Here is a 26,747-nt window from a genome sequence, read left to right as displayed (position 1 = left end):
CGAGTGCGGACGGGCGCGGCGCGTCGTCACACCCTCCCGGGATGCGGGATCTCGCGCCAGAGGTCGACCGCGTCCTCGTCGCTGGGGGCGCCGACCGACGGCGATCGCCCCACCACCGTCACCGCGACCCGCTCGTCCGGCGACGTGCGGATGTACAGGCGGTCGGAGCTGGCCGAACGCAGGGTCTCGGCCAGCTGCGCCCGGATGACCGCCAGCGTGTCCTCGTCGACGTCGTCCAGCCCGCCTTCGTCGAGCACCGTCACGTTCGCACCGCGCCGTCGCGCCCGCTCCAGCTCGGCGCGCACGTCGTCGTCGAGGAGACGCGGCCCGCGCATCTCGTCGCGCAGCCGGCCCTCGGCGATGCGCGCCTCGAGGCGGTCGTCGTCGGTGAGGGCGCCGCCGTTCGCGACGGTCCGCGTAAGCACGGGCCCGGCGACCGCGAGCGCCTTCTGCACCTGCACCCGCCGCTCCCGCTGACGCACGACCTGGGACGTCTGCCAGGCCGTCGCGGCGCGCTGCAGGCGCGTGAGACGCGAGGTGTCGCGCGCGGCGCGATCCATCGAGCGCACGAGCAGCTGCGCGACGGCGACCCAGACGATCGAGCCCACGAGGCCGAGACCGAGCGCGGTCAGCGGCCCCATCCACGCCATCGACGCCACCGACAGCGCGACGATGCCCGCCCAGGCCGTCCACGGCCGGCGGCGGACCATGACGATGGTCATCAGCGCCCCGATGCCGCCCAGGTACCAGGTGGCGAAGGGATCGGTGCGCGCGGCCTCGCCGACCGAGAGGGCGATGGCGCTCGGCACGATGAGGGCGCACGCCAGAGCGAGCACCTGGGCGGGAACGGGCAGCGGCATCGAACCGCGGATGCCGTCGCCCGCGGCCTCGGGCCTTGCGGGGTCGCGGGGCGCGCCGGGTCCGGCCGCCTCGGCCGCGGCGCGGGCAGCCCTCACCGCCGCAGGCTCCCAGAAGATGCAGAGCCAGGTGGTGGCGAGATAGAGGGCGAGGGTGGTGACGACCACGAGCGGGTAGGGCACCGGGCCCGTCCACGACAGCCCGCGGGCGGCGAGGTACGCCGTGAAGGCGACGGCCAGCACGGCCAGGACGTTCTTGACGCTGATCATGCGGCCGCCTCCTGCCACGACAGGCGGACGACGGTGCCGTGCGGTCCCGTCTGCAGGTCGGCCTTCCCGCCGACGGCCGCGACCCGCGCCACGATCGACGCACGGATCCCGAGGCGATCGTCGGGGACGGCATCCGGATCGAAGCCCTCCCCGGCGTCGTGCACCTCCACGCGCACCCGTCCGCCGCCGCAGATCACGGCCACGCCGAGACCCGCGCCGCCGGCGTGCTGGATCGCGTTGGCGACGGCCTGGGTCGCGGCGAGCGTGAGCGCCCGCGCCACGCGCCCCGGGATCGGCGGCGAGGCGGGGTCGATGTCGCGCTGGACGTCGACCTCGACGCCCAGGTCGCGGGCGGCCTCGCCCACCTCGGCGGCGAGGGTGGCGGCATCCCACGGCTCGTCGGTGCCCTCGTGGTCGTCCTGCTCGGTGTTGGCCAGCCGCGTCAGCGCCTCCCGCGCCATCGTCGCCGCCAGCGTGCGCTCGCGCGGCGTGGTCGCGCGCTCCGCCGCGATCAGCGCGGCCAGCACGCTGTCGTGCATGAGCGCCGCGACGGCGACGCGCTCCTGCTCGGCGGCGTCCGCGGCGGCCGCCTTCGCGTACGAGGCCACGGCGCGGGCGCGCGTCTCGTCGACGTTGACGGCCATCGAGCGGAACAGCCACCCGAGCGTGAGGATCACGCCGCCCAGGATGAGCGTGAACGACACGTCGAGCCCGACGACCAGCCAGTACTCCTGGGCGAAGCCGACCTGGATCAGGCGCACGATCCCGAAGAGCAGCGGCGTCAGCGCGGTCCAGATGACCTGCAGCGGGAAGGGGAAGGCGAGCACGGCCGCCAGGGTCGCGAGGTTGAGGGGAAGCCAGATCCACGGCTCCTCGAGCGAGGGCGGCGCGACGCCGGCCGTCGCGATGGGCCAGGCGACGAGGGCGAGGACGTAGATCATCGCGAACGCGCCGGCCGCGATGCGCACCCCGCGGCCGATGATGCAGGCCAGGATCATGACGGCGAGCGACCCGAACACCGAGATCATGAGCGCCTCGTGCCAGCCCGGGCGCTCGTCGGCGGATCCCAGCGCGGTCAGGAACGACTGCAGGCCGACGATGACCGACCCGAGGCCTGCGGCGAGCGAGATGATGCGCTCGACCCGCGACCGGGTGAACGACCCGATCCCCGCCGTCGCATGCGTGGCATGCGGGATCTGCCCCCAGGCCGTGTCGAGCACGCCCGTCTGCACGTCAGCGGCCACGCGCCACGTCTCCCGGGTCGGCGGACGGCTCGACGAGGATGCCGTCCTCGACCGCGCGGTGGAGCAGATCGATCTTGGTGGGCGCGGGGCGCCCGACCTCGACGTACTTGACGCGGATGCGGGTGATGTTCTCCTTGGCGGTGGAATAGGCCACGCCGAGGCGGTCCGCGACGACCTTGAGCGGCAGCCCGGCGGCGTAGAGCCGCAGGACGTCGCGCTCACGCGCCGACAGCTGTGCGTCGGCGAACGCGCGATCCCCCTCGACGGCACTGGCCCACTCGACGTTGTTGAGGGGTTCGCCGCGGGCGACGGTGCGCACCGCGGCGATCACGTCGTCGATCGGCGAGGACTTGCTCACCACCCCGGCGGCGCCGGCGGCGAGCGCCTCGCGCACGGCGGCAGGGCGGTCGGCGACGCTGTGGATGATGACGCTCGAGCCGTCGCGCACGAGACGGCCGACGTTCTCGGTCACGGTCGTCCCGTCGCCGAGCGTGAGGTCGAGCACGACGACGTCGGCCGGCGCCTGGCGCGCGTAGGCACGCCAGTCCAGATACTCCGTCACGGTGCTGCCCGAGAAGGCCACATTCATGCTCTCGGCCCGCGCGCACGCCGCCTGGAGCCCGAGCCGCACCGACTCGTGGTCGTCGATGAGGGCGACGCGCGTCATGCGCTCAGCCTATCCACGTGCGTCGGCGCGGGTGAGGAGGGCCACAGCCTCGACGTGATGTGAATTGGGGAAGACGTCCAGTGCGTCGATGCCCGCCACCTCGTACCCCCCGGCGCGGAACGTCGCGATGTCGCGGGCGAGGGCCACCGGGTCGCACGCGACGTAGACGATCGTGGCCGGCGACAGGGTCGTGATGTGCTCCACGACCTCGCGTCCTGCGCCCGAGCGGGGCGGGTCGAGCAGCACGACACCGCGCGCCAGCCGTTCCTTCTCGGCGGCGGATGCCTCTGCCGCCAGCCGCGCCAGCCACCGGTCGACCCGCCCGGTCTCGGCGCGCGCGCCCACCCACTCGGCGAGGTTCTCACCGGCATGCTCGGTCGCACGGGAGTCGGACTCGACGCTCGTGACACGGGTGGAGGGACCGCCGAGCTCCCCCAGCGTCGCGGCGAAGAGGCCGACGCCGCCGTAGAGGTCCAGGTGCCAGGCGTCCGGATCGACGGCGGGCGCGTCGCCCGCCCGGGCCCGCAGCGCCGCCGCGACGGTGGTCGTGAGCGTGTGCGCCGCCAGCCGGTGCACCTGCCAGAACCCGCCGGCGTCCACGCGGAACCCGCGCCCGCCGACGCGCTCGACGATCACCTCGGGGGTCGGCGCCTTGGCCTGGGGCCGCCCCGGACGTCGCCCGGGCCGCCCCCGGCCACCGCGAGGACCGGTGAGCCGCACCGCATCGGGGCGCGGCAGCACGCGCACGCGGCCGTCCGCCGGTTGCACCAGGTCGATGCGCCCCGGCTCGCCGCCGTGGAGAGCCATGGCCGCGCGCTCGACCTCGGCGGTGGCCAGCGGCAGGTCTTCGAGCGGGATCACCCGGTGGCTGCGCGCGGCGTACTGGCCGACGTTGCCGTCGGCGTCGACGTGCAGGCTCACGCGGGTGCGCCATCCGGTGCCGTCGACGGTCTCGGCGTCGGCCTCGTCGCCGTCGACCTCGTCGCCGTCGACCGGAGCGGACGCGCCGCTCATCGTCGCGGCGGGATCGGCGATGCCGCCGAAGCGGTGCAGCGCGTCCAGGAGCACCTCGAGCTTCAGCCGGCGCTGGTGCTCCAGCGAGATGTGCCCGAAGTCGGCGCCGCCGGGGCGGTGCTCGGGCGGCACGTCGACATCGGCCTGCCGCCAGACATGCAGCTGCCGGTGCGGCGACGCGTCGAGGACCTCGAGCGTCTCGGCCCGCCAGAACGACTTCTTCGCGGTGTCGGTGAGCCGCACGCGCACACGCTCCCCCGGGATCGTGTCGGGCACGAAGACCACTCGCCCCTCATGGCGGGCGACGAAGACGCCGCCGTGGGCGACGCCCGTGATGTCGAGGTCGAGGATGTCGCCGGTTCCGCTCACCCGTCGAGCCTACGTCCCCCGGCCGTTGCGTACGGTGGACGCATGCGCGTCTGCCTCGCCTCGACCAGCCCCGCCCGGCTCATGCTGCTGCAGCAGTTCGGCATCCGCCCGCTGACCCTCGCGCCCGCCGTCGACGAGGAGGCGGTGATCGCCGCGGTGGAGAGCGCGGAGCGGCGCACGCTGGCGCCCGACGAGCACGTGCTGCTGCTCGCGCGCCGCAAGGCCGCCGACGTCGCCGCCCGGCTGCGCGACGACATCCCCGACTTCGACGGCATCGTGATCGGCGGCGACTCGATGTTCGAGATCGGCGGCGAGGTGCTCGGCAAGCCCTACACCCCCGAGAACGCCGTCGCCCGCTGGCGGTCGATGCGCGGACGCACCGGCGTGCTGCACTCGGGACACGCCGTCGTCCGCGTCGCGCCGGACGAGCAGCCGCGGGAGGTGCACGCGACGGCCGAGGCATCCGTCTCGTTCGCAGAGGATGTGACGGATGCCGAGATCGACGCGTACGTCGCCACCGGCGAACCGCTCCACGTGGCGGGCGCGTTCACGGTGGACAGCCTCGGGGGCGCGTTCATCTCGCGCGTCGAGGGCGACCCGTCGACCGTCGTCGGGATGTCGCTGTCGACCCTCCGCGACCTCGTCCGCGCGCTCGGCGTGGACTGGACGGCGCTGTGGAACACGACCGACCCGTCGCTCGACGAGACGTCCGCGCACTAGCTCGGCGCGCGTCGCGGAGCCGTCGGCGTTGTAGTAGGAATCCCACGTTTCTGGTCGGTTCTTGTACGAACCGGTCAAAAGCCCTCGGGGTGCCGTCGGTAGGCTGGCACTCATGCCTCAGATCGCCAAGGTTCTCGTTGCCAACCGCGGCGAGATCGCCGTCCGCGTCATACGCGCCGCCCGCGACGCCGGGAAGTCCTCGGTCGCCGTGTACGCCGACCAGGACCGCGACGCGATGCACGCGCGCCTCGCCGACGAGGCCTACGCGCTCGACGGCTCCACGAGCGCCGAGACCTACCTCTCGATCGACAAGATCCTCTCGGTCGCCCGCCGGTCGGGCGCCGACGCCGTGCACCCCGGGTACGGCTTCCTGGCCGAGAACGCCGACTTCGCGCGGGCCGTCATCGCGTCGGGGCTCGTCTGGATCGGCCCGTCCCCGGAGGCCATCGAGGCGCTCGGCGACAAGGTGACCGCCCGCGCGGTCGCCGAGAAGGTGGGCGCGCCCCTCGCGCCCGGCACCCCCGGCCCCGTGTCGGGCGCCGACGAGGTGGTCGCCTTCGCACAGTCGGTCGGTCTGCCCATCGCCATCAAGGCGGCCTACGGCGGCGGCGGCCGCGGCCTCAAGGTCGCCCGCACCCTCGACGAGGTCCCCGAGCTCTTCGAATCCGCCACGCGCGAGGCGATCACCGCCTTCGGACGCGGCGAGTGCTTCGTCGAGAAGTACCTCGACAAGCCGCGACACGTCGAGACGCAGTGCCTCGCGGATGCCGCGGGCAACGTCGTCGTCGTCTCGACGCGCGACTGCTCGCTGCAGCGCCGTCACCAGAAGCTCGTCGAAGAGGCACCGGCGCCCTTCCTGACCGAGGCGCAGAACAAGACGCTGTACGAGGCGTCGAAGGCCATCCTCAAGGAGGTGGGGTACGTCGGCGCGGGCACGTGCGAATTCCTCATCGGCGCCGACGGCACGATCTCCTTCCTCGAGGTGAACACCCGCCTGCAGGTGGAGCACCCCGTCTCCGAGGAGATCACCGGCATCGACCTGGTGCGCGAGCAGTTCCGCCTGGCCGAGGGCGAAGAGCTCGGCTACGACGACCCGGTCGCCGACGGCCACTCGATCGAGTTCCGCATCAACGGCGAGGACCCCGGCCGCGGCTTCCTCCCCCAGCCCGGGCCGATCCACGTGTTCAAGACGTTCGGCGGTCCCGGCATCCGCCTCGACTCCGGCGTCACCGCCGGCGACAGCGTCTCGGGGGCCTTCGACTCGCTGCTGGCGAAGATCATCGTCACCGGCCGCGACCGCGCCGAGGCGCTGGAGCGCTCACGCCGTGCCCTCGACGAGTTCGAGGTCTCGGGCCTGCCCACCGTGCTCCCGTTCCACCGGGCCGTCGTGCGCGACCCCGCCTTCACCGCGGAGGACGGCCGCTTCGGCGTCTTCACGAGATGGATCGAGACGGAGTTCGTGAACGACATCCCGCCGTGGGACGGCGAGCTCAGCGAGCCGACCGCCGCAGAGGCGCGCCACACGGTCGTCGTCGAGGTCGCGGGCAAGCGTCTCGAGGTGAGCCTGCCCGACCGCGTCGTGACCCCCGTCGGCGTCGCGGGGCGCCCCGCCGCCGTGCCGCCGTCGCGCCGCTCGCACTCCCCCTCGGTCGTGGCCGGCGCGTCGGGCGACGCCGTGAAATCGCCGATGCAGGCCACCGTCGTGAAGGTCGCCGTCGAGGACGGGCAGCAGGTCGTCAAGGGCGACCTGGTCGTGGTCCTCGAGGCGATGAAGATGGAGCAGCCGATCCAGGCGCACAAGGACGGCGTCATCGGCGCGATCGACGCCGATCCGGGCACGACCGTGTCTGCCGGCCACCAGCTCCTCACGATCAGCTGACGCGCGCCGGATGCCGCGGGTCGCGGCATCCGTCATCCTCCCCCGATCCGGAATCCGGACTTCCGCGCTGTCTCCGGACCGACACGCCGCGGCCTCGCCGGAAAGCGGCAGGTTCTCCGAATTCCGGATCCGCGGAAGGTGAGGCCGGCCCCTGGGGAACGCGGTGCTCGGGGTCAGCCGCCGTAGAGGTTGTGGTCGACGACGTGCATCGCGCGCGCGGCATCCGTGATGCTGCCCGACAGCGACGGGTAGACCGCGAACACGCGCGAGACCTGGTCGACGGTGAGACGGCGCTCGACGGCGATCGCGATGGGGTAGATGAGCTCCGACGCGCGGGGGGCGACGATGACGCCGCCGATGACGGTGCCGCTGCCCTCGCGCGCGATGAGCTTCACGAAGCCGTCCTTGACGCCCATCATCTTCGCGCGCGGGTTGGCGGCCAGCGGCAGCTTGTGCACCACGCCGTTGATGTGCCCGTCGACGATGTCGTTCTCCTGCCAGCCGATCGTGGCGATCTCGGGCGCGGTGAAGATGTTCGAGGTGATGCGCCGGCGCTCGAGCGGGATCACGACGTCGCCCAGCGCGTGGAAGACGGCGGTGCGGCCCTGCATCGAGGCGACCGACGCGAGCGGGACGAAGGTGGTGCAGTCGCCCGCGGCGTAGATGTTGGGGACCGACGTGCGCGCGACGCGGTTCACCTGGATGTGACCGGACTCGGTCATCTGGACGCCTGCCTCCTCGAGGCCGATGCCCTTCGTGTTCGGCACCGACCCGACCGCCATGAGACAGTGGCTGCCCTCGACCGTCGCGCCGTCCGACAGGGTGACCACGACGCCGTCGCCGGTGTTCTCGACCCTGTCGGCCCGGGACTTCTGCAGGAGCTTCATGCCGCCGCGCTTGAACACGCGCTCGAGCACCGCCGCGGCGTCCTTGTCCTCGCCCGGGAGCACCTGGTCGCGGCTCGAGACCAGAGTGACCTTCGCCCCGAGGTTCATGTAGGCGCCGGCGAACTCGGCGCCGGTGACGCCGGAGCCGACGACGATGAGGTGCTCGGGGATCGCCGCCATGTTGTAGAGCTGCGTCCAGGTCAGGATGCGCTCCCCGTCGGGCATCGCAGACGGCAGAACCCGGGGCGAGGAGCCGGTGGAGACCACGAGGGTGTCGGCCTCGATGCGGTCGAAGTCGGTGCCGCCGGGGCCGGTCGACACGACCACCGCGTCGTCCCCCTCGAGGCGGCCGTGACCGGAGATGATCCGCACGCCCGCTTCGGCGAGCGTCGCCCGCATGTCGTCGGACTGCTGCCGGGCGAGGGTGAGCAGGCGCTTGTTGACGGCGGCGAGGTTGATCGCGATCTCGGGCTTGAGCGGCTTGCCGTCCTTCCCCTTGGCGAACACCTGCACCCCGAGGTCGCCCGCGCCCGCGATCGCCACGGCGGCGTCGGCGGTGGCGATGAGCGACTTGGACGGCACGACGTCGGTGATGACCGCGGAGCCGCCGATGCCGGCCCGTTCGACCACCGTCACCTCGGCTCCGAGCTGGGCGGCGGCCAGCGCCGCTTCGTATCCGCCGGGTCCGCCGCCGATGATGGCGACGCTCTGCGTGCGCTCGAAGCTGATCGACATGGGTTCCATTCTCTCCTGCCCGCGGGGGCGGGCACGACATCGGCCGCGACACTCCCGGCGGGGCGCCGAAACAGGATCGTTGGCTCTGATGCCCGCCGGTTCCTAGAGTGGTCCCATGTCAGACACCACCGGCAACCCCCTCGACGATCCCGCCGTCGACCCGTTCGAGGTCGCGGCGGCCGCCGCCGAGGACATCGCCCGCGTCACCGGGGTCGAGCGCCACGACATCGCGCTGACCCTCGGCAGCGGCTGGGGCAAGGCCGCCGAGCTCCTCGGCGAGACGACCGCGACGTTCCCCGCCACCGAGATCACCGGCTTCAGCGCGCCGGCCCTCGCCGGGCACGTCGGCACGCTTCGCAGCATCGTCACCCCCCGAGGCCGCCGGGTGCTCGTCATCGGCGCGCGAACCCACTACTACGAGGGCCACGGCGTGCGCCGGGTCGTCCACAGCGTGCGCACGGCCGCCGCGACCGGCGCCCGCACGATGGTGCTCACCAACGGCGCCGGCGGCATCAAGCACACCTGGACGCCCGGCCGCCCGGTGCTCATCAGCGACCACATCAACTTCACCGGCGCCACGCCGCTCGAGGGCGCCACCTTCATCGACCTCACCGACCTGTACTCGATGCGACTGCGCGACCTCGCGCGCAGGGTCGATCCGACGCTGGACGAGGGCGTGTACTGCCAGTTCCGCGGTCCGCAGTACGAGACGCCGGCCGAGGTGCAGATGGTCAAGGCCGTCGGCGGGCACATCGTCGGCATGTCGACCGCCCTCGAAGCGGTCGCCGCCCGCGAAGCGGGCATGGAGATCCTCGGCTTCTCGCTCATCACGAACATGGCCGCCGGCATCCAGAAGACCCCGCTCAGCCATCAGGAGGTGCTCGACGCCGGCCGCGAGGCCGAGCCGGTCATCTCGTCGCTGCTGGCCCGTGTGATCGGTTCGCTGTGAGCGGCGAGGAGGTGCCGGCGGCGAGCCCCGACGTCCAGGAGCCGGCGCCCGACGCGGTGTCCGCCGGCGCGGACGACGCCACGGCGATCCTGGCGCGGGCGCACGCCTGGCTGGCGCAGGATCCCGACGGCGAGACGCGCGCGGAGCTGCGCGCGCTGATCGATGCGGCCGAAGCGGGCGACGCCGGGGCGGCAGACGAACTCGAGGACCGGTTCGCGACACGGCTCGCCTTCGGGACCGCGGGCCTGCGCGGCGCCCTCGGAGCCGGGAGCAACCGCATGAACCGCGTCCTGGTGGCGCAGGCCGCGGCGGGCCTCGCCGCCTACGTGCGCGAGCGGGCCGGGATGCCGCCGCTCGGCGCGGATCACGGCGGCGAGAGCGATCGGCCGGCGGCGGTTGCACCGGAGGAGGCGCCGGCCGAGCCCGAGGCGTCGCCGGATGCCGCACCGGAGAGCGCGTCGGATGCCGCACCGGACGGCGCGCTCATCGAGGCGCCGTCTCACGACGCGCTCGAGGCGGAGGGCCCGGAGGTCCCCGGCATCCTCGACGATGCGCCGATCGTGGTCATCGGCTACGACGGCCGCCGCAATTCCGACGTCTTCGCGCGCGACTCCGCCGAGATCTTCGCGGGCGCCGGGCTCCGCGCCATCGTGCTGCCGCGTCTGCTGCCGACCCCCGTGCTGGCCTTCGCCGTCCGCCGCTTCGGCGCGGCGGCCGGCGTGATGGTCACCGCGAGCCACAATCCGCCCGACGACAACGGGTACAAGGTGTACCTCGGCGGCGACGACGACGGCTCGCAGATCGTCTCCCCCGCCGACGCGGAGATCGCCGCGCACATCGAGCGCGTCGCGGAGGCCGGCGACATCTCGACGCTCCCCCGTTCGCTCGGGTTCGAGCTGGCGACCGAGGCGGTGGTCGACGACTACGTCGCCGCGACCGCCGCCGTCGCCCCGGCGACGCACGGGGCCGAGGGACTCACCTGGGTGTACACGGCCATGCACGGCGTCGGCTGGGAGACCTTCGCGCGCATCCTCGAGACCGCGGGCTACCCGCCGCCGGTGCCGGTGACGGCGCAGCTCGAGCCCGACGGCGCCTTCCCGACGGTGGCCTTCCCCAATCCGGAGGAGCCCGGCGCGATGGACCTCGCCTTCGAGCTCGCGCGCGAGTCGGGCGCCGAGCTGGTCATCGCCAACGACCCCGACGCCGACCGGCTCGCAGTCGCCCTGCCCGACGACGCAGCGGAGGGCGGCTGGCGGCGGCTCACCGGCAACGAGATCGGCCTGCTGCTGGGCTGGCGCGCAGCGCGCCTCGCGACCGCCGACGGGAGGCCGGCCGGCGCGTCGCTCGCGTGCTCGCTGGTGTCCTCGCCCGGTCTGCAGGCGGTCGCCGAGCACTACGGCCTGGACTTCCACGCGACGCTGACCGGGTTCAAGTGGATCTCGCGCGCGCCGGGCATGGTGTTCGGGTTCGAGGAGGCCCTGGGCTATCTCGTCAACCCCGAGACCGTCCGCGACAAGGACGGCATCTCGGCGGCCGTGGCGATCCTCGGGATGGTGTCGGAGGCCCGCGAGCGCGGCGCGTCCCTCGCCGACCTGCTGCGGGAGTTCGACGAGCAGTTCGGGTCGTTCGCGAGCGACCAGATCTCGGTGCGCGTCGACGATCTGTCGCAGATCGGCCGGATCATGGCTGCGCTGCGGGAGCGGCATCCGGAATCCGTGGGAGATGTCGCGGTCGACCGCGTCGACGACCTGCTCGGCGGGTTCGGCGACCTGCCGCCCGGCGACGTGCTGCGCCTCTGGCTCTCGGACGGGTCGCGCGTGATCGTGCGGCCGAGCGGCACCGAACCCAAGCTCAAGCTGTACCTCGACGTGCGCGGTGACGACCGCGAGGACGCGTCTGCGCGGATCCGCGCGCTCGCCGACGGCGCGCGCACGCTCCTGGACACCTACGGAGGCTGACCCTCACGGGTGTCCGGCGTGTGTCCGGGCCCGGTGCTAGAGTCGCGGCCGCGGTAGACCGCGAGCCCTCCCCTGCCTGGACGGTTCGCGCCTGCGCGCGGGCGAGCGACGGGAGCGACGATGGGCAGCGGGAGCGACGACGAGCGGACGGATGCCGCTACCCAGACCCCCGATCCCCCGCGGTGGCTGCGCAACGTCATCCTCTTCCTGAGCGGGCAGACCGTCAGCCTCTTCGGGTCGATGCTCGTGCAGTACGCCGTCTTCTGGTACCTCACGATCGCCTATCAGTCCGGCCTGGTGATGGCCCTCGCGGCCCTGTTCGGCTTCCTGCCGCAGGCCGTGGTGTCGATCTTCGGCGGTGTCTGGGCGGACCGCCACAACCGCAAGTACCTCATCATGGGCGCCGATGCGGCGATCGCTCTGTCGACGCTGACCCTCGCACTCATCATGATGACCGGCTACGACGCGGTGTGGCTGATCTTCGCCACCATGGCCATCCGGTCCGCCGGGGCGGGCATCCAGATGCCGGCGGTGTCGGCGCTCATCCCTCAGATCGCACCGACGCGCAACCTGATCCGGGTCAACGGCATCAACGGCTCGATCCAGTCCGCGATGGCGCTGCTGGCGCCGGCTGCCGCCGGGGCGCTGTACGCGTGGGCGTCGGCGGCGTCCGACGGTGCCGCCGCGTCGCTCATCCCGATCTTCTTCATCGACGTCGCGACCGCGGTCATCGGCGTCGGCATCCTCGCGTTCATCCCGGTGGGAACCGTGCGACGCGCCGCCGACGCCCACACCGGCTACTTCGCCGACCTGGTCGACGGCGTCCGCTACATCGTGCACCACGCGTTCGTGCGCTGGCTCCTGGTGCTGTTCGCCATCATCTTCCTGCTCACCGTCGCGCCGTCGAACCTCACGCCGCTCATGCTGGTGCGGTCGTTCCCCGCCGGCGAGTCGCAGGACGTCGTGAACCTGGCCGTCCTCGAGATCGCCTTCAGCATCGGCATGATGCTCGGCGGCATCCTGGTCGCGTCGTTCTTCGCCAAGCGCAGCCGGATCGGCATGATCGTGGCGTCGTCGCTGGTGTTCGGTGTGCTGTCGATCGGACTCGGCCTGTCGCCGAACGTCTGGGTGTTCTTCGGCTTCATGTTCCTCGTCGGCCTCGCGGTGCCCTTCTTCTCGACGCCGTCGATGACGCTGCTGCAGGAGACGGTGGAGCACGAGCGCCAGGGCCGCGTGTTCGGCTTCGTCGGCATCGTGATGGCGGTCGCGATGCCGATCGGCATGGTCGTGTTCGGCCCACTCGCCGACCTCGTGCCGATCGAGGCGCTCCTCATCGCCGCCGGCGTGCTCACGTTCGTCGTCGTCGGCCTCTCGGTGTGGCTGCCGGCCGGCCGGCGGGCGATCGCCGCCGCACGCCGGGCGTCGCAGGTGGCCGAGCACGACCCGGGCACCGCTGCGGCGGTGGTCGAGGCCGAGATGCACGCGAAGGAGTCCTGAGCATCGGATGCCGCGACGCGGCGTATACGCCGGGCCCGCACGGGGATTCGGGCCGATCCAGCCCTAGGCTCGGGGAATGCTCCTCACCCAGCCCCTCACGCTCGAGAACGCCCACGTCCGGCTCGAGCCGCTGTCGCCGGAGCATGCAGCCGACCTGAGTGCGGCCGCCGTCGGGCTGGAGCACGCCTGGTACACCTCGGTGCCGCGTCCCGGCGAGGTCGACGCCGACATCGCACAGCGGCTCGCGTGGCGCGACGAGGGGCACATGAATCCGTGGGCGGTCCGCCGCCTGGACACCGGTCGCGTCGTGGGGACCACGACCTTCTGCAACATCGACCAGCCGAACCGGCACGTCGAGATCGGCCACACCTGGATCGGGCTCGAGGCGCAGCGCACGGCCGTGAACACCGCGTCGAAGCTCCTCCTCCTCGCGCACGCCTTCGAGGCGTGCGACGCCATCGCGGTCGAGTTCCGGACGCACTGGCACAATCGGCAGTCGCGCGCCGCGATCGCCCGGCTCGGCGCGAAGCAGGACGGCGTGCTGCGCAACCACCGCCTCGGCCCCGACGGCACGCTGCGCGACACCGTGGTGTTCTCGATCCTCCCCGGCGAGTGGCCGGCCGTGCGCCTCGACCTCACGGAGCGTCTCGCCCGCGGCTGACCCGGGGAGCTCGGCGCGGCCCGGCCGCGGCATCCGTCGTTCTGGATCCGTGTCGTCCCGCCCTGGCTGCGTCCGGCCCCCCATCGGGGTTTGGGGCGCACCGGTTTCGTTCGGGGCGCACCGCGCGCGCCCCGAACGTGCGTCCAGCGCCCCAAACGCACGAAGCAGGGCCATGCCGGATGCCGGGAGCCCCGAGGCCGGAAGGAACGGGGAGAGCGGATGCCGCGAACACGCGGCACCTCCTCCACAGGCTGAAGTTGTCCACACTTTCCGAGCCCGGGCGCCGCACCCACGGCGGTGCGACGGAGACTCGCCGACATGGCCGCCCTCACACTGCTCAGGCGCGAGGAACTCCTCGGCGCGATGACGCCCCGCCGGCTCACGAAGGCGGTCACCGCCGGCGAGCTCACGCGGCTGAGAGTCGGGGTCTACGTGGACACGGTGGCGTGGGATGCCGCGAGGCCCGAAGCTCGCGTCCTTGCGCGCGCTCGTGCCCTGGCGCTGGCCTCGCCGACGGCACCCGTGATCTCTCACGAGACGGCCGCCGCGGTGCATGGCCTGCCGCTGTATCGCGCGGATCGGAGCCGGGTGCACGTCATCGCGCCGCACGCGCGACCGGGTGCTGCCGGTGGCGTGATCCGTCACCGCGGCGAACTCCGGGACGATGACATGGTCGAAATCGACGGACTCCAGGTCACATCGCTCGCTCGCACCGTCTCAGACGTCGCCCGAACCGCCTCGTTCGAGCAGTCGGTCGCCATCGCCGACGCCGCGCTGCGCCGGCAGTTCGTCACCGCTCCGGGTGAGTACGACTTCGCCGGAGCGGAGCGGTTCCGGCGGGAGGTGCTCGTCATCGCGAGCCGATCAGCTCATGGTCGCACGCGCGCTCGTCGCGCCCTCGATTTCGCCGACGGGCGCGCACAGCTGCCCGGCGAGAGCATCAGCCGAATCCGGCTCCGCGAGATCGGCTTCCGTTCCCTCGAGCTGCAGGTCGCGGTGCCGGGGCGGGGCATGCATCCGTACTACGTCGATTTCGGCCTCGACGAGGCCGACGCCTTCGGGGAGTTCGACGGAGCGATCAAGTACGTCGACGGGAACATCCTCGACGGCCGCACGTCGTCGCAGGTCTTCGACGAGGAGAAGCAGCGCGAGGACTGGATCCGCGGGACCACCCAGCGCCGCTACGCCCGCTGGGGGTGGCCGCACATCGCGACGGCGACGGACTTGCGGATGCGACTCGAGGCCTTCAGCATCCGGCCGCCCCGCTGACGTCCTCCGCGGGTTCGCCGCGAACCGCGCGGGTTCGGGGCCACGCCGCGGGTTTGGGGCGCGCCGCGTGCGTTCGGGGCGCACGGCGCGCGCCCCGAACGGTCACCGCGCGCCCCGAACGGTCGCCGTGCGCCCCAAACCGATGGGCAATCCCGAGAGAGGGGACGGACGCCGGCAGCCCCGGAGGAGACGGATGCCGCGGCTCAGCCGTCGATCACGGCGACGAGCTCGTCGAGGAAGGCGTTGAAGTCAGTGCCTCGGCGGACGATCCGCTGCACGCTGTCGCGCTCGCTGAAGACCTCGACGAACTGCTCGAAGACGGTCTGGAAGGCCTCGCGGTCGGTCTCGGAGAACGCCACCAGCGCCACCACCTGCACGCGCCCGTCGCCCCACGGGATCGACGGGTCGGCGATCCCGATGGCGATCGCGGTGCGGGATGCCGTCATCTCGAGCGCGTGCGGCACCGCCAGCGCGTCGGTGAACGCCGTGGACGACAGGCGCTCGCGCTCGATGGTGCGCTCGACGTACTCGTCGTCGATGACGCCCTGTCCGACCAGCAGCGCCCCCAGCGCCCGGATCACGCCCTCGTCCCCTGAGGCCGCGACGCCGTCGAGCCCGCGCAGGTAGGCCGACGGCTCGAAGTACCGCTCGAGCTCGGCGCGCAGGCGCGCGAGGCGCCGGGACCTGCGGATGCGTCCCGCCGCCGTGTGCACGCGCTCCACGTCGGCGTCGGTGAGGAACGGCTGGATACGGACGATGCGGTCGCTCGTCGTGGGCGGGTCGATGGTCGTCAGCACGAGGTCGGTGTCGATCGAGCCCCAGTCGGGGTCGACGCGCGTCTCGACGCCGACGACCTCGACGGCCCGCCCGAGCGAGCGATCGACGCTCGAGCGCAGCAGCTCGTGCAGGTCGTAGTAGCCCGGGCAGACGATCGTCGCCGTCAGCAGCTGGTCGGCGCGGCGGCTCCGCTCGAGACGCCCGCCGACGTGCATCGCGATGTAGGCGATCTCGTCATCGGGCAGCGGGATGCCCAGCCGCTGCTGCAGGCGGCTGGCGATGAAGACCGCGACCTCGAAGATCATCGGGTAGGTCGACTTGAGCGAGCGCGTGAGCGGGTTGCGCGACCACGCCTGCTCGCGGGCGCGGTGCAGCAGGTTCTGCACGTGCAGCGCCAGTCGGGCGACGAAGTCGTCGTGGACGATGTCGACGAGGAACTCGTCGGCCGCCGCCGTCACGACCTCCCGCACGACCTCCTCCACCTCCGCGTCGAGCGAGGCCGGCCGGGATCCGGATGCCTCGCCCGCCGCACCGTCGGGGGCGACGACGCGCGTCAGCACGAGCGTCGCGAGGTGCTGCAGGTCGGCCGTGCCCAGCCGCACCCCCAGATGCTGCGCGGACAGCTCGGCGATGATCTCGGCGACCTGCCGCTGCGTCGGCCGGTCGCCCGCGGCATCCGCGCCCGCCGCGTCCAGCGGCCGGTCCCGGGCCGTCCGGTCCGCGGCGATCGCGATGTGCATCACCACGTCGCCGATCCCGAACTCGTTGACGAACCAGCCGAGCTCGCCGAGCCGCGCGACGAGGTCGGACTTGAACGGCCCGAACGCCTGCGCCCCCACCGACCCCTCGCCGAGCGTCCGCCGCAGGGCGGCGATGTCGAACGACCCGGCATCCATCTCGTCGTGCGCGAGCCGGCTGAGCAGCCGTCGCTGGGCGCTCTCGGTGCCGCGCAGGCGCGCCTGCGACGCGGAGCGCTCGAGAGTCAGCTCGGTGCCGCCCAGCAGTCCCCGGACCCGCGCGAGGTCGGCGTCCAGCGTCGCCGTCGACACGTGCAGCGCGTCGGCGGTCTCGAACACGTCGATGCCGTCGGGTGCGTCCAGCAGCGCGCGCACGAGCGTGTGGAGCCGATCGCGCGGCGTCCCGGCATCACCGCCGGCGCGCAGCGCGGCCGCCGCGTCCGATCCCGCCCGGTATCCCTGCGGGCCCGATTCGACGGCGACGCCCGGGGCCACCCGCGCATTGGCCGCGGTGACGTACGAGCGGATGCTGCGCGGCGTGACGCCGAGGGCGTCGGCGAGCGCGGACGCGGTCATCCAGTCCCCGTCGCGCAGGAGGAGCCCCAGCACGCGATCTTGCCGGGCCCGGGTCACACGCCCAGTCAATCACGCGCCGGGACGCCCCGGCCGGTCCGCGTTTCCGCCCCCGCGGAAGAAGGACTGGTTGTCCCCTCTCAGCGTTCTCACAAGAATGGCTCCAGAGGAGGCGGATCGATGAGGATCCTGGTGGTCTGCGGAGCGGGTGCCTCGAGCACCTTCGTCGCCCAGCGCGTGCGCCACGCAGCCCAAGCCCGGGGGCTCGACTATTCCGCCTTCGCCGGCACCGAGCGGTCGCTCCCGATCGACCTCGACGCCGCCGACATGGTCCTCGTGGGACCGCATCTGGCTCATGCGCTCGAGCGCATCGAACGGGATGCCGCCGCGCGGGGCACGACGGTGGTGCTGCTGCCGCCCGACATCTTCGGAGACCGGGACGGCACACGGACACTCGAGCTGGTCCGCGCCGCAGCCGGAGCCGACGAGGGTCCACGGCCGGCGACGGACGCGGCCACCGCAGCCGGCACCGCCTCACCCGAAGACTGAACGACGCCGGACTCCGACAGAGAGGTCACGACATGCCCCCCATCTCCCGCACCGTCCGCATCGGATCGGCGCACGGGCTGCACGCCCGCCCCGCGAAGCTCTTCGCACAGGCGGCGAAGGATGCCGGCATCCCGATCACCATCGCGAAGGACTCCGGCGCGCCCGTCAACGCGGCGAGCATCCTGGGCGTGATCGCCCTGGGCGTGGAGCAGGGCGACTACGTCACCCTCACCGCCGACGGCGACGGCGCCGAGCCCACGCTCGACCGGCTCGCGGAACTGCTGACCACCGACCACGACGCGGAGGCGTGAACATGACCGAGCTTCGGGGTGTGGGAATCGGCCTGGGCGTGGCCCAGGGTCCCGTCGCGCGCATGGCGGAGCCGCTGCCGGCGCCGTCCGACGCGCCGAGCACGCTGACCCACGACGAGGAGAAGGCGCGGGTGGCGGATGCCGTCGCCGCTGTCGCCCGCGAGCTCGAGGCTCGCGGCGTGCAGGCGGGCGGCGCCGCGCAGGAGGTGCTCGAGGCGCAGGCGATGATGGCCGAGGACCCCAGCCTCGCCGACGAGGTGAACGCCCGCATCGCGCAGGGCAAGACCGGCGAGTTCGCCGTGTTCGACGCCTTCGCGTCGTTCCGCGACCAGCTGACGGCCCTCGGCGGCTACCTCGGCGAGCGCGCCGCCGACCTCGATGACGTCGCCCAGCGGGTCATCGCGAGGCTGCGCGGCGTGGCGGCGCCGGGCGTGCCCGACCCGGGGCATCCCTTCGTGCTCGTCGCCAAGGACCTGGCGCCCGCCGACACCGCCCTGCTCGACCTCGACAAGGTGCTGGCGCTCGTGACCACCGAGGGCGGGCCCACCTCGCACACCGCGATCCTCGCGCGCGAGAAGTCGATCGTCGCCGTGGTCGGCGCGGTGGACGCGAAGGGACTGCGCGAGGGCGAGACGGTGATCGTGGATGCCGCCGCCGGCGTGGTGACGACCGAGCCGACCGCCGACGAGCTCGACCGGGCGCATCGTCGTGCCGCCGATCGCGCGGCCGCGGCATCCGCGCCGATCACCGACGGCGCGCTCGCGGACGGCACCCCGGTGCCGCTGCTGGCCAACCTCGGCAATGCCGACGGGGCACCGGACGCCGTCGCGCTCGGCGCGGAGGGCGTGGGGCTGTTCCGCACCGAGTTCCTGTTCCTCAGCGCCAGCCAGGCACCCACCGTCGAGCAGCAGCGCGAGGCGTACACGAGGCTGCTGGCGGCGTTCCCCGGCAAGAAGGTCGTCGTGCGCGTGCTCGACGCCGGCGCCGACAAGCCGCTGCCCTTCCTCAACGACGCGCACGAGGAGAACCCCGCGCTCGGCCTGCGGGGCCTCCGCGCGCTGCGTGCCAGTGAGGACATCCTGCGCGAGCAGCTCACCGCGCTGGCAGAGGCGGATGCCGCCACCGACGCCGACCTGTGGGTCATGGCGCCGATGGTGTCCACCGTCGAGGAGACCGCCTACTTCGTCGACGTCGCCCGTGACTACGGCATCAAGACCGCCGGCGTCATGGTGGAGGTGCCGTCCTCGGCCCTGCTCGCCGACCGCATCCTCGCCGAGGCCGACTTCGCCTCGATCGGCACCAACGACCTCACCCAGTACACGCTCGCCGCCGACCGGCTCCTCGGATCGGTCGCCTCGTTCCAGGATCCGTGGCACCCGGCGGTGCTGCGGCTCGTGGGCGAGGTCGGCGAAGCCGGCCGCGCCACGGGCAAGCCGGTCGGCATCTGCGGCGAGGCGGCAGCGGACCCGCTGCTGGCCGTCGTGCTCGTGGGCCTCGGCGCCACGAGCCTGTCCATGGCCCCCACCGCTCTCGCCGACGTGCGGGCCACCCTGCTGCAGTACACCCTCGACCAGGCGCGCGAGATCGCCTCGGCCGCCGTCGCCGCGTCGGACGCGGCATCCGCCCGAGCCGCCGCCCAGGCGGCCGTCACCCGAGAGCCCGCCGCCTGAGCGGCCGCGGAGAGAAGGAGAAAGTCATGACAACGGCGTCTGCGCCCACATCGGGCGCCAGCAAGGCGCGAGTCGGAGTCCAGCGCTTCGGCACGTACCTGTCCGGCATGATCATGCCGAACATCCCCGCGCTCATCGCGTGGGGCATCTTCACCGCGTTCTTCATCGGAGTCGGCTGGACGCCCAACGCCGACCTCGCGACGATCGTCGGTCCGTTCATCCACTACCTGCTGCCGATCCTGATCGCCTATACGGGCGGAAGCATCGTCTACGGCATCCGAGGCGGCGTCGTGGCATCCATCGCCACGATGGGCGCGATCGCCGGCTCCGACCTGCTCATCGCCCAGTTCAACGCGACCCTCCCCGAGGGCGAGGCGCAGCTGGGTCAGGTGCACATGTTCATCGGCGCGATGATCCTCGCCCCCCTGTCGGCCTACACGATGAAGTGGCTCGACAGCCTGTGGGAGGGCAAGATCAAGGCCGGCTTCGAGATGCTCGTGAACATGTTCTCGGCAGGCATCTGGGGCTTCGTGATGGCCATCGTCGGGTTCTACCCCGTCGCGTGGCTCGTCAACGGCATCATGGGCGTGCTGTCGCGCGCGGTGGAGTGGCTCGTCGACTTCAACCTGCTGCCGCTGACCAGCATCATCATCGAGCCGGCGAAGGTGTTCTTCCTGAACAACGCCATCAACCACGGCGTGCTGACGCCGCTCGGCATCTCGCAGGCCGCCGAGGAGGGCTCGTCGATCCTGTTCCTCCTCGAGGCCAACCCCGGCCCCGGTGTCGGCCTGCTGCTGGCGTTCACCTTCTTCGGCCTGGGCGCCGCGCGCGCCTCGGCCCCCGGTGCCGCGGTGATCCAGTTCTTCGGCGGCATCCACGAGGTGTACTTCCCGTACGCGCTGATGAAGCCGATCCTGATCGTCGCGCTCATCGCCGGCGGCATGACGGGCGTCACCACGAACATGCTCCTGGGCGGCGCGCTGCGCGCGCCGGCCGCGCCGGGCAGCATCATCGCGGTGCTCGCGCAGACGGCCACGGGCGCGTATCTCGCGGTGATCCTGTCGGTGATCCTCTCGGCCGCGGTGACCTTCGTCATCGCCGCGCTGATCCTGCGCGCCTCGCGCAAGCGCGACCTCGCGGCCATGGCGGCGACCGACGACGCGTTCGGCGCCGCGATCACGCAGACCGAGGCGGCCAAGGGCAAGTCCTCGTCGCACCTGACCGGCCTCCGCGGCGGAGCGGCGACCGAGGCGGGCGGCGGCGTGGAGCCTCCCACCATGACGGAGCGCCAGATCCGCAACATCGTGTTCGCGTGCGACGCGGGCATGGGCTCCTCGGCGATGGGCGCGAGCGTCCTGCGCAACAAGATCAAGAAGGCGGGCATCGAGGACGTCACGGTCGTCAACAAGGCGATCGCCAACCTCGACCCGTCGGCCGACCTGGTCATCACGCAGAACCAGCTCACCGACCGGGCGCGCCACCGCACGCCCGACGCGGTGCACGTCTCGGTCGACAACTTCATGAATTCGCCGCGCTACGACGAGGTCGTCGATCTCGTCCGTGCCCAGCACGAGGGCAAGGCGTAACAAGGCGGCGATGGGGCCGGGCAGGCGGATGCCCCCGGTCCCATCGCCCTTCTCCCGAGCGGCCCGTAAGGTCGAGGACACGGCCGGCCGCGGCATCCGTCCCCCACAGCCACAGACGATCAACCAGAAAGGCGATGACATGGCACGCGAGGTCCTGAGCATCGGTCAGGTGCGCATCCACTCCGGCAGCGCGACGCGAGACGACGCGATGCGGGAGGCCGCCGACATCCTGCAGAGCGCGGGAGCCGTCACCGGCGCCTACTACGACGCCATGCTGCAGCGCGAGCAGACGGTCTCGACCTACATGGGCAACGAGCTGGCCATTCCGCACGGCACCAACGAGACCAAGAACGAGATCCTGGAGTCGGCCCTCTCGGTGGTGCGGTACGACGGCGGCGTCGACTGGGACGGCAACCCGGTCAGCTTCGTGATCGGCATCGCAGGCAAGGGCGACGAGCACCTGGAGATCCTGTCGCAGATCGCGATCCTGTTCTCGGACGAGGACGAGGTCGAGAAGCTCAAGGCCGCCCAGACGCCGGAGGAGCTCTTCGCCCTCGTGTCGGCGGCGGGCGTCTGATGAAGGCGGTCCACTTCGGGGCCGGGAACATCGGCCGGGGATTCGTCGGCCTGCTCCTGCACCAGGGCGGCTACCGGCTGGTGTTCTCCGACGTCGCGGCGTCGCTCGTGGACGCCATCAACGCCACCGACCGCTACACCGTCCACGAGGTGGGCGAGGGCGGCCGCGACACCGTCGTCACCGGCTTCCGCGCGATCAACAGCGCCGAGCACCCCGACGAGGTCGTCGAGGAGATCGCCACGGCCAACGTCGTCACCACGGCCGTCGGGCCGACGATCCTCAAGTTCGTCGCCCCGCACATCGTCGCCGGACTCGCGCTGCGCAACCCGTCGAGCCCGCCGCTGCAGATCATGGCGTGCGAGAACGCGATCAATGCGACCGACCTGCTGCGCGACGAGATGGTGGCCCTCGCGGCCGATGCGTGGGACGGCCTGGCCTCCCGCGCCGTGTTCGCCAACACCGCCGTGGACCGCATCGTCCCCGCCCAGCCCGACGGCGGCGGCGTCGACGTGACCGTCGAGCCGTTCTTCGAATGGGCGATCGAGCGGCTTCCCTTCGGGGACGACCCGCCGAGCATCCCGGGCGCGCACTTCGTCGACGACCTGGCTCCCTACATCGAGCGAAAGCTCTTCACCGTCAACACCGGGCACGCCGCGACCGCCTACTTCGGGGCGCAGGCGGGGATCGAGGGGATCGCCGACGCCCTCGCCGACGAGGCCATCGCCGCACGCGTCTCGGCCGCGCTGGAGGAGACCTCGGCGCTCCTGGAGGCCAAGCACGGGCTCGGCGCGCCGTCGCTCGCCGACTACCGGGCGACGATCCTGCAGCGGTTCCGCAACCACGCCCTCCCCGACACGGTATGGCGGGTCGGCCGCCAGCCGCTGCGCAAGCTGTCGCGCCATGAGCGCTTCACAGGTCCCGCGGCCGAAGCCGCCGAGCGCGGGCTCGGCGTCGACGCCCTCCTCGCGGCGATGGGCGCGGCACTCGCGTTCGACGACGCCGAGGACGCGCAGTCGGTCGACCTGCAGCGGATGCTGCGCGAGCAGGACGCCGGAGAGTTCACCGCCGCGGTCACCGGCCTGGAGCCCGGGCATCCGCTCTTCCCCCGCGTGGCGGCCGTCGTCGCGGCGCGGCAGGCGGAGCTGGCGGAGCAGCCGGAGTCATCGGAGTAGGCGGCGGCGCGGAATAGGCTCGTGCCGTGACCGCACGCGACGCCGACCCCGCGCACGCCACCTCGCACGCGTCCGCGACGCGGCCGCGACGCCGCGGACTGCGGGTGCTGTGGTGGATCCTGGGCTCGCTCGCCGCCGTCATCCTCCTCGGCGTCGTCGCGATCCTGGTCTGGAGCCAGGTCGGCGTGATGGCGGCCGAGGAAGGGCCGGTCGCGGCCGTGCGGGCGAACTCCGCGATCGCGGTCACCGATACGGACGCGGGCATCGTCCTCGCGCCGGCGGACGGCAGCGCGGACGTGGGACTCGTCTATGTGCCGGGCGCGAAGGTCGAGCCGTGGGCGTACGCCGACAAGCTGTCGGGCCTCGTCGCCGAGGACGGCATCACCGTCGTCATCACCAAGCCGTGGCTGAACCTCGCCTTCTTCGACCTGCGCCCGCTCGGAGCGTTCACCGAGCTCGCCCCGGACGTCGACACGTGGCTCGTCGGCGGGCACTCCCTGGGCGGCGTCCGCGCGTGCCAGCTGGCGACGGATGCCGACGGCCTCGCGCTCTTCGCCTCGTACTGCGCGACCGACCTGGCGGCATCGGGGCTCCCCGTGATCAGCGTCGCGGGCAGTGAGGACGGTCTCTCGACGCCCGGCGAGATCGCCGACGGGCGACACCTCCTGCCCGAGGACGCGGAGATGCACGAGATCGAGGGGGCGAGCCACTCGTCGTTCGGCGACTACGGCCCGCAGGCCGGCGACGGCACGCCCACGATCTCGGACGACGACATGCGGAGGCAGCTCACCGAACTGGTCGGCGCCTTCGCCCTCACCGCCGTCGCCGACCGGTGACCGTCGCGCTCCGACCCACGATGAGTGCGCCTCAGCCCGGGGGTACCGAGCACGGGTGGCGTCAGGCGCCGAAGCCCTCGGCGATGAGCTCGATGAGCTCCTCGCGCTCCTCCACCGGGAGGAACGCGGCCGCGGCGGCGTTGAGCTGGAACGCCTCGAGGTCGTCGAGGCCGTACTCGAACGTCTCGGCCAGCAGGGCGAGCTCGCGCGTCAGGGACGTGCGGCTCATCGTGCGGTTGTCGACGTTCACCGTCACCGAGAAGCCGAGCTGGTACAGCAGATCGAAGGGGTGATCCTCCATCGTGGTGCCCCAGCGCTCGATCGCGCCGGTCTGCAGGTTCGACGACGGCGACAGCTCGAGCGGGATCTCGCGGTCGCGCACCCAGCGCGCCAGATCGCCGAACTGCACGAGCACCTCTTCGCCCGCCCGCGAGACGACCTCGAGGTCCTCGGCGATGCGCACGCCGTGGCCGAGTCGCAGCGCGCGGCCGTCGATCAGCGCCGAGCGGATGGAGTCGAGCCCCGCGGCCTCTCCGGCGTGCACGGTCGCCGGGAAGAACTCCGACGCGAGGTAGTCGAAGGCGTCGCGGTGATTCGAGGCGGGGAATCCGTCCTCCGGCCCGGCGATGTCGAAGCCGACCGCGCCGCGGCCGCGCCAGTCCACCGCGAGCCGCGCGATCTCCAGCGAGCGGTCGGTGTGGCGCATCGCCGTGATGAGCTGTCCGACGCGGATGTCGCGTCCGCGACGCTCGGCGGCATCCTCGCCCTCCTCGATGCCCTCCTGCACGGCGGCGACGACCTCGTCGAGCGACAGGCCGCGGCCGAGGTGCTGCTCGGGAGCCCAGCGCACCTCGCCGTAGATGACGCCGTCGGCGGCGAGGTCCTCGACGAACTCCCGCGCGACGCGCGTGAGCCCCTCGCGGGTCTGCATGACCGCCGTCGTCAGGTCGAACGTCTTGAGGTACTCGACGAGCGAGCCCGAGTCGCTCTTCTCGGCGAACCAGTCCGCGAGGTCGTCCGGGTCGGTCTCGGGAACCTCCAGCCCGATCGCGTCGGCGAGCTCGATGATCGTCGCCGGGCGCACGCCGCCGTCGAGGTGGTCGTGCAGCGACACCTTCGGCAGGCCGCGGACCGACAGTCCGTCGAGGATGGCGTCGCCGTGCTGATCGATGGGCATGGAGTTCTCCTCGGTTGCGATCGCGAGTGGGGGTGTGATGACGGATGCCGCTGCCCGGCGCCGCGTCGTGTCGTGGCACGCGCGACTGAACAGTCTAGGCAGTGATGCGTTCGAGGACGAGGGGCGACGAGGCGGGGGCATCCGTCCCGATCTCCCACGCGCCCTCCAGTGCGTCCAGGGCGCGCTCGAACCGCGAGTCATCCTGTCCGAGGAGGGTGAACAGCGGCTGTCCGGCGGCGATCTCGTCGCCCGGCTTGACGTGGAGGTCGATGCCCGCGGCGTGCAGCACCGGGTCCTGGGCCCGCGCCCGCCCTGCGCCGAGGCGCCAGGCGGCGATCCCGAACGGGAGCGCCTCCAGGCGGGTGACGAACCCGCTCCGGGGCGCCGACACCGTGTGGGTGTCGTTCGGCGCGGGGAGGGCGGCATCCGGATCCCCGCCCTGCGCGGAGATCATCGCGCGCCATGTGTCCATCGCACGGCCGTCGCGCAGCGCGGCCTCGACATCGGCGTCCGGCTGTCCCGCGAGCGCGAGCATCTCGCGCGCGAGCGCCACCGTCAGCTCGACCACGTCAGCGGGTCCGCCGCCGGCGAGCACCTCGACCGATTCGCGGACCTCGTTGGCGTTTCCGATCGCGAAGCCGAGGGGCGTGTTCATGTCGGTGAGGAGCGCCGTCGTCGCGACGCCCGAGTCGGTGCCGAGCTCGACCATCGTCCGCGCCAGCTCGCGCGCACGGTCGACGTCGCGCATGAACGCCCCGGAGCCGAACTTCACGTCCAGCACGAGCGAGTCGGTGCCCTCGGCGATCTTCTTCGACATGATGCTCGAGGCGATGAGCGGGATCGCCTCGACCGTGCCGGTGACGTCGCGCAGCGCGTAGAGCTTCTTGTCGGCCGGTGCGAGGCCCGACCCGGCGGCGCAGATGACCGGGCCGACGTCGCGCAGCTGCGCGAACATCTCGTCGTTCGAGAGCGCCGCGCGCCAGCCCGGGATCGACTCGAGCTTGTCGAGGGTGCCGCCGGTGTGGCCGAGGCCGCGGCCGGACAGCTGCGGCACGGCGACGCCGAACGACGCGACGAGGGGCGCCAGCGGCAGCGTGATCTTGTCGCCCACGCCCCCGGTCGAGTGCTTGTCGACCGTGGGCTTGCCGAGGCCGGCGAAGCTCATACGCTCCCCCGACGCGATCATCGCATCGGTCATGACGCGGATCTCGTCGCGCGTCATGCCGTTCAGGAGCACCGCCATGGCGAACGCCGCCATCTGCGAGTCCGCGACATAGCCGCGCGTGTACGCGTCGACCATCCAGCGCAGCGCGGCCTCGGGGACCGCTCCCCCGTCGCGCTTGGCGCGGATGACGTCGACGGCGTCGAAGGGCTCCACCGCGGCATCCGTGCTCTGCTGGCTCATCGCCCCGCCTCCTCGAGGTCCCGCGGCCCGAAGGCGTCGGGCAGCACCTCGTCGATGGTGCGGATGCCCGAGACGGTCTCGAGCAGCATGCCGGGGATCGCGAACTCGAAGAGCAGCTGCCGGCAGCGACCGCACGGCATGATCGTGTCGCCGTGACCGTTGACGCACACGAAGGCGACGAGACCGCCGCCGCCCGAGTTCTGCAGCTCGCTCACCAGGCCGCACTCGGCGCACAGGCCGACGCCGTACGACGCGTTCTCGACGTTGCAGCCGGTCACGATGCGCCCGTCGGTCACGAGCGCCGCCGCGCCGACCTTGTAGCGCGAGTACGGCGCGTACGCGCGCTCCATCGCATCGGTCGCCGCGGCCCGCAGCTCGTCCCAGTCGATATCGGTCACGGA

At 72.5% G+C, this 26,747-nt stretch carries 23 protein-coding genes; 14 read left to right on the top strand and 9 right to left on the bottom strand.

Features of this window, described 5'->3' with window-relative positions; translation table 11 throughout:
- Positions 1-26: 26 nt before the first annotated feature.
- The 4 genes from ACFRAL_RS10340 to ACFRAL_RS10325 are packed head-to-tail and all read right to left on the bottom strand — an operon-like array spanning position 27 to position 4,421.
- Complete coding sequence (locus tag ACFRAL_RS10340; protein WP_336398428.1) at positions 27-1,127, bottom strand: hypothetical protein; 1,101 nt, start codon at positions 1,125-1,127, stop codon at positions 27-29.
- Positions 1,124-2,371: an ATP-binding protein gene (locus tag ACFRAL_RS10335; protein WP_336398427.1), complete on the bottom strand. Its 1,248-nt coding sequence runs from the start codon at positions 2,369-2,371 to the stop codon at positions 1,124-1,126. Before ACFRAL_RS10335 ends, ACFRAL_RS10340 begins: the two co-directional genes overlap by 4 nt.
- Positions 2,361-3,038 carry a response regulator transcription factor gene (locus ACFRAL_RS10330; RefSeq protein WP_336398426.1) on the bottom strand — a complete coding sequence of 226 codons (678 nt, stop codon included), beginning with the start codon at positions 3,036-3,038 and terminating at the stop codon, positions 2,361-2,363. The genes ACFRAL_RS10335 and ACFRAL_RS10330 overlap by 11 nt, the downstream gene beginning before the upstream one ends.
- Before the next feature lie 9 nt (positions 3,039-3,047).
- A complete protein-coding gene (locus ACFRAL_RS10325; RefSeq protein ID WP_378882435.1) occupies positions 3,048-4,421 on the bottom strand; it encodes a class I SAM-dependent RNA methyltransferase in 1,374 nt (457 codons plus the stop codon).
- 42 nt (positions 4,422-4,463) lie between these two features.
- Between ACFRAL_RS10325 and ACFRAL_RS10320 the strand changes: the two genes are divergently transcribed.
- Both ACFRAL_RS10320 and ACFRAL_RS10315 read left to right on the top strand, forming a co-directional pair.
- Complete coding sequence (locus tag ACFRAL_RS10320) at positions 4,464-5,141, top strand: nucleoside triphosphate pyrophosphatase (RefSeq protein WP_336398424.1); 678 nt, start codon at positions 4,464-4,466, stop codon at positions 5,139-5,141.
- A 112-nt stretch (positions 5,142-5,253) separates the two neighbouring features.
- Entirely contained in the window at positions 5,254-7,020 is a 1,767-nt protein-coding gene (locus tag ACFRAL_RS10315; RefSeq protein WP_336398423.1) for a biotin carboxylase N-terminal domain-containing protein, read from the top strand.
- Positions 7,021-7,193: 173 nt separating this feature from the next.
- On the opposite strand, the gene ACFRAL_RS10310 is transcribed toward ACFRAL_RS10315, so the two are convergent.
- A complete protein-coding gene (locus tag ACFRAL_RS10310; RefSeq protein WP_378882430.1) occupies positions 7,194-8,642 on the bottom strand; it encodes an NAD(P)H-quinone dehydrogenase in 1,449 nt (482 codons plus the stop codon).
- Positions 8,643-8,757: 115 nt separating this feature from the next.
- Here ACFRAL_RS10310 and ACFRAL_RS10305 point away from each other — a divergent pair, with 115 nt between their 5' ends.
- The 5 genes from ACFRAL_RS10305 to ACFRAL_RS10285 all read left to right on the top strand — a co-directional run bounded on the left by ACFRAL_RS10305 (position 8,758) and on the right by ACFRAL_RS10285 (position 14,976).
- Positions 8,758-9,591, top strand: coding sequence for a purine-nucleoside phosphorylase (locus tag ACFRAL_RS10305; protein ID WP_378882428.1), 834 nt, complete (start codon positions 8,758-8,760; stop codon positions 9,589-9,591).
- Between the two features lie 56 nt (positions 9,592-9,647).
- Complete coding sequence (locus tag ACFRAL_RS10300) at positions 9,648-11,549, top strand: phospho-sugar mutase (RefSeq protein WP_378882808.1); 1,902 nt, start codon at positions 9,648-9,650, stop codon at positions 11,547-11,549.
- Positions 11,550-11,669: 120 nt separating this feature from the next.
- Entirely contained in the window at positions 11,670-13,046 is a 1,377-nt protein-coding gene (locus tag ACFRAL_RS10295; protein ID WP_378882425.1) for an MFS transporter, read from the top strand.
- Between the two features lie 76 nt (positions 13,047-13,122).
- Positions 13,123-13,707, top strand: coding sequence for a GNAT family protein (locus tag ACFRAL_RS10290; RefSeq protein WP_336398419.1), 585 nt, complete (start codon positions 13,123-13,125; stop codon positions 13,705-13,707).
- Between the two features lie 318 nt (positions 13,708-14,025).
- Positions 14,026-14,976 (top strand): hypothetical protein, encoded by a 951-nt coding sequence (locus ACFRAL_RS10285; RefSeq protein ID WP_378882422.1) that lies wholly within the window; start codon positions 14,026-14,028, stop codon positions 14,974-14,976.
- A gap of 203 nt (positions 14,977-15,179) precedes the next feature.
- Here the strand turns inward: ACFRAL_RS10285 and ACFRAL_RS10280 are convergent, their stop codons facing one another.
- Positions 15,180-17,123, bottom strand: coding sequence for a BglG family transcription antiterminator (locus ACFRAL_RS10280; protein ID WP_378882419.1), 1,944 nt, complete (start codon positions 17,121-17,123; stop codon positions 15,180-15,182).
- A 120-nt stretch (positions 17,124-17,243) separates the two neighbouring features.
- Here ACFRAL_RS10280 and ACFRAL_RS10275 point away from each other — a divergent pair, with 120 nt between their 5' ends.
- The 7 genes from ACFRAL_RS10275 (at position 17,244) to ACFRAL_RS10245 (ending at position 23,764) form a co-directional block, all read left to right on the top strand.
- Positions 17,244-17,612: a PTS sugar transporter subunit IIB gene (locus ACFRAL_RS10275; RefSeq protein WP_378882416.1), complete on the top strand. Its 369-nt coding sequence runs from the start codon at positions 17,244-17,246 to the stop codon at positions 17,610-17,612.
- Between the two features lie 32 nt (positions 17,613-17,644).
- Positions 17,645-17,923 carry an HPr family phosphocarrier protein gene (locus tag ACFRAL_RS10270; RefSeq protein WP_336398416.1) on the top strand — a complete coding sequence of 93 codons (279 nt, stop codon included), beginning with the start codon at positions 17,645-17,647 and terminating at the stop codon, positions 17,921-17,923.
- Between the two features lie 2 nt (positions 17,924-17,925).
- Complete coding sequence (gene ptsP, locus ACFRAL_RS10265) at positions 17,926-19,593, top strand: phosphoenolpyruvate--protein phosphotransferase (protein ID WP_336398415.1); 1,668 nt, start codon at positions 17,926-17,928, stop codon at positions 19,591-19,593.
- A gap of 26 nt (positions 19,594-19,619) precedes the next feature.
- Positions 19,620-21,179: a PTS mannitol transporter subunit IICB gene (locus ACFRAL_RS10260; protein ID WP_336398414.1), complete on the top strand. Its 1,560-nt coding sequence runs from the start codon at positions 19,620-19,622 to the stop codon at positions 21,177-21,179.
- Between the two features lie 139 nt (positions 21,180-21,318).
- Positions 21,319-21,756: a PTS sugar transporter subunit IIA gene (locus ACFRAL_RS10255; protein WP_336398413.1), complete on the top strand. Its 438-nt coding sequence runs from the start codon at positions 21,319-21,321 to the stop codon at positions 21,754-21,756.
- A complete protein-coding gene (locus ACFRAL_RS10250) occupies positions 21,756-22,928 on the top strand; it encodes a mannitol-1-phosphate 5-dehydrogenase (RefSeq protein WP_336398412.1) in 1,173 nt (390 codons plus the stop codon). Before ACFRAL_RS10255 ends, ACFRAL_RS10250 begins: the two co-directional genes overlap by 1 nt.
- Positions 22,929-22,954: 26 nt before the next feature.
- Entirely contained in the window at positions 22,955-23,764 is an 810-nt protein-coding gene (locus ACFRAL_RS10245; RefSeq protein ID WP_378882412.1) for an alpha/beta hydrolase, read from the top strand.
- Positions 23,765-23,825: 61 nt separating this feature from the next.
- Here the strand turns inward: ACFRAL_RS10245 and ACFRAL_RS10240 are convergent, their stop codons facing one another.
- The 3 genes from ACFRAL_RS10240 to ACFRAL_RS10230 form a co-directional block, all read right to left on the bottom strand.
- Positions 23,826-24,941, bottom strand: a complete 1,116-nt coding sequence (locus ACFRAL_RS10240) for an adenosine deaminase (protein ID WP_336398410.1) — start codon at positions 24,939-24,941, stop codon at positions 23,826-23,828.
- A gap of 94 nt (positions 24,942-25,035) precedes the next feature.
- Positions 25,036-26,346, bottom strand: coding sequence for a thymidine phosphorylase (locus ACFRAL_RS10235; protein ID WP_378882409.1), 1,311 nt, complete (start codon positions 26,344-26,346; stop codon positions 25,036-25,038).
- Entirely contained in the window at positions 26,343-26,744 is a 402-nt protein-coding gene (locus ACFRAL_RS10230) for a cytidine deaminase (RefSeq protein WP_336398408.1), read from the bottom strand. Before ACFRAL_RS10230 ends, ACFRAL_RS10235 begins: the two co-directional genes overlap by 4 nt.
- Positions 26,745-26,747: the final 3 nt, after the last annotated feature.

The sequence above is a fragment of the Microbacterium sp. NPDC056736 genome (assembly GCF_042790415.1).
In the GTDB taxonomy this organism is placed as follows: domain Bacteria; phylum Actinomycetota; class Actinomycetes; order Actinomycetales; family Microbacteriaceae; genus Microbacterium.
Note: the sequence above shows the minus strand (reverse complement) of the source record. Positions and strands in the feature narration are given on the sequence as shown.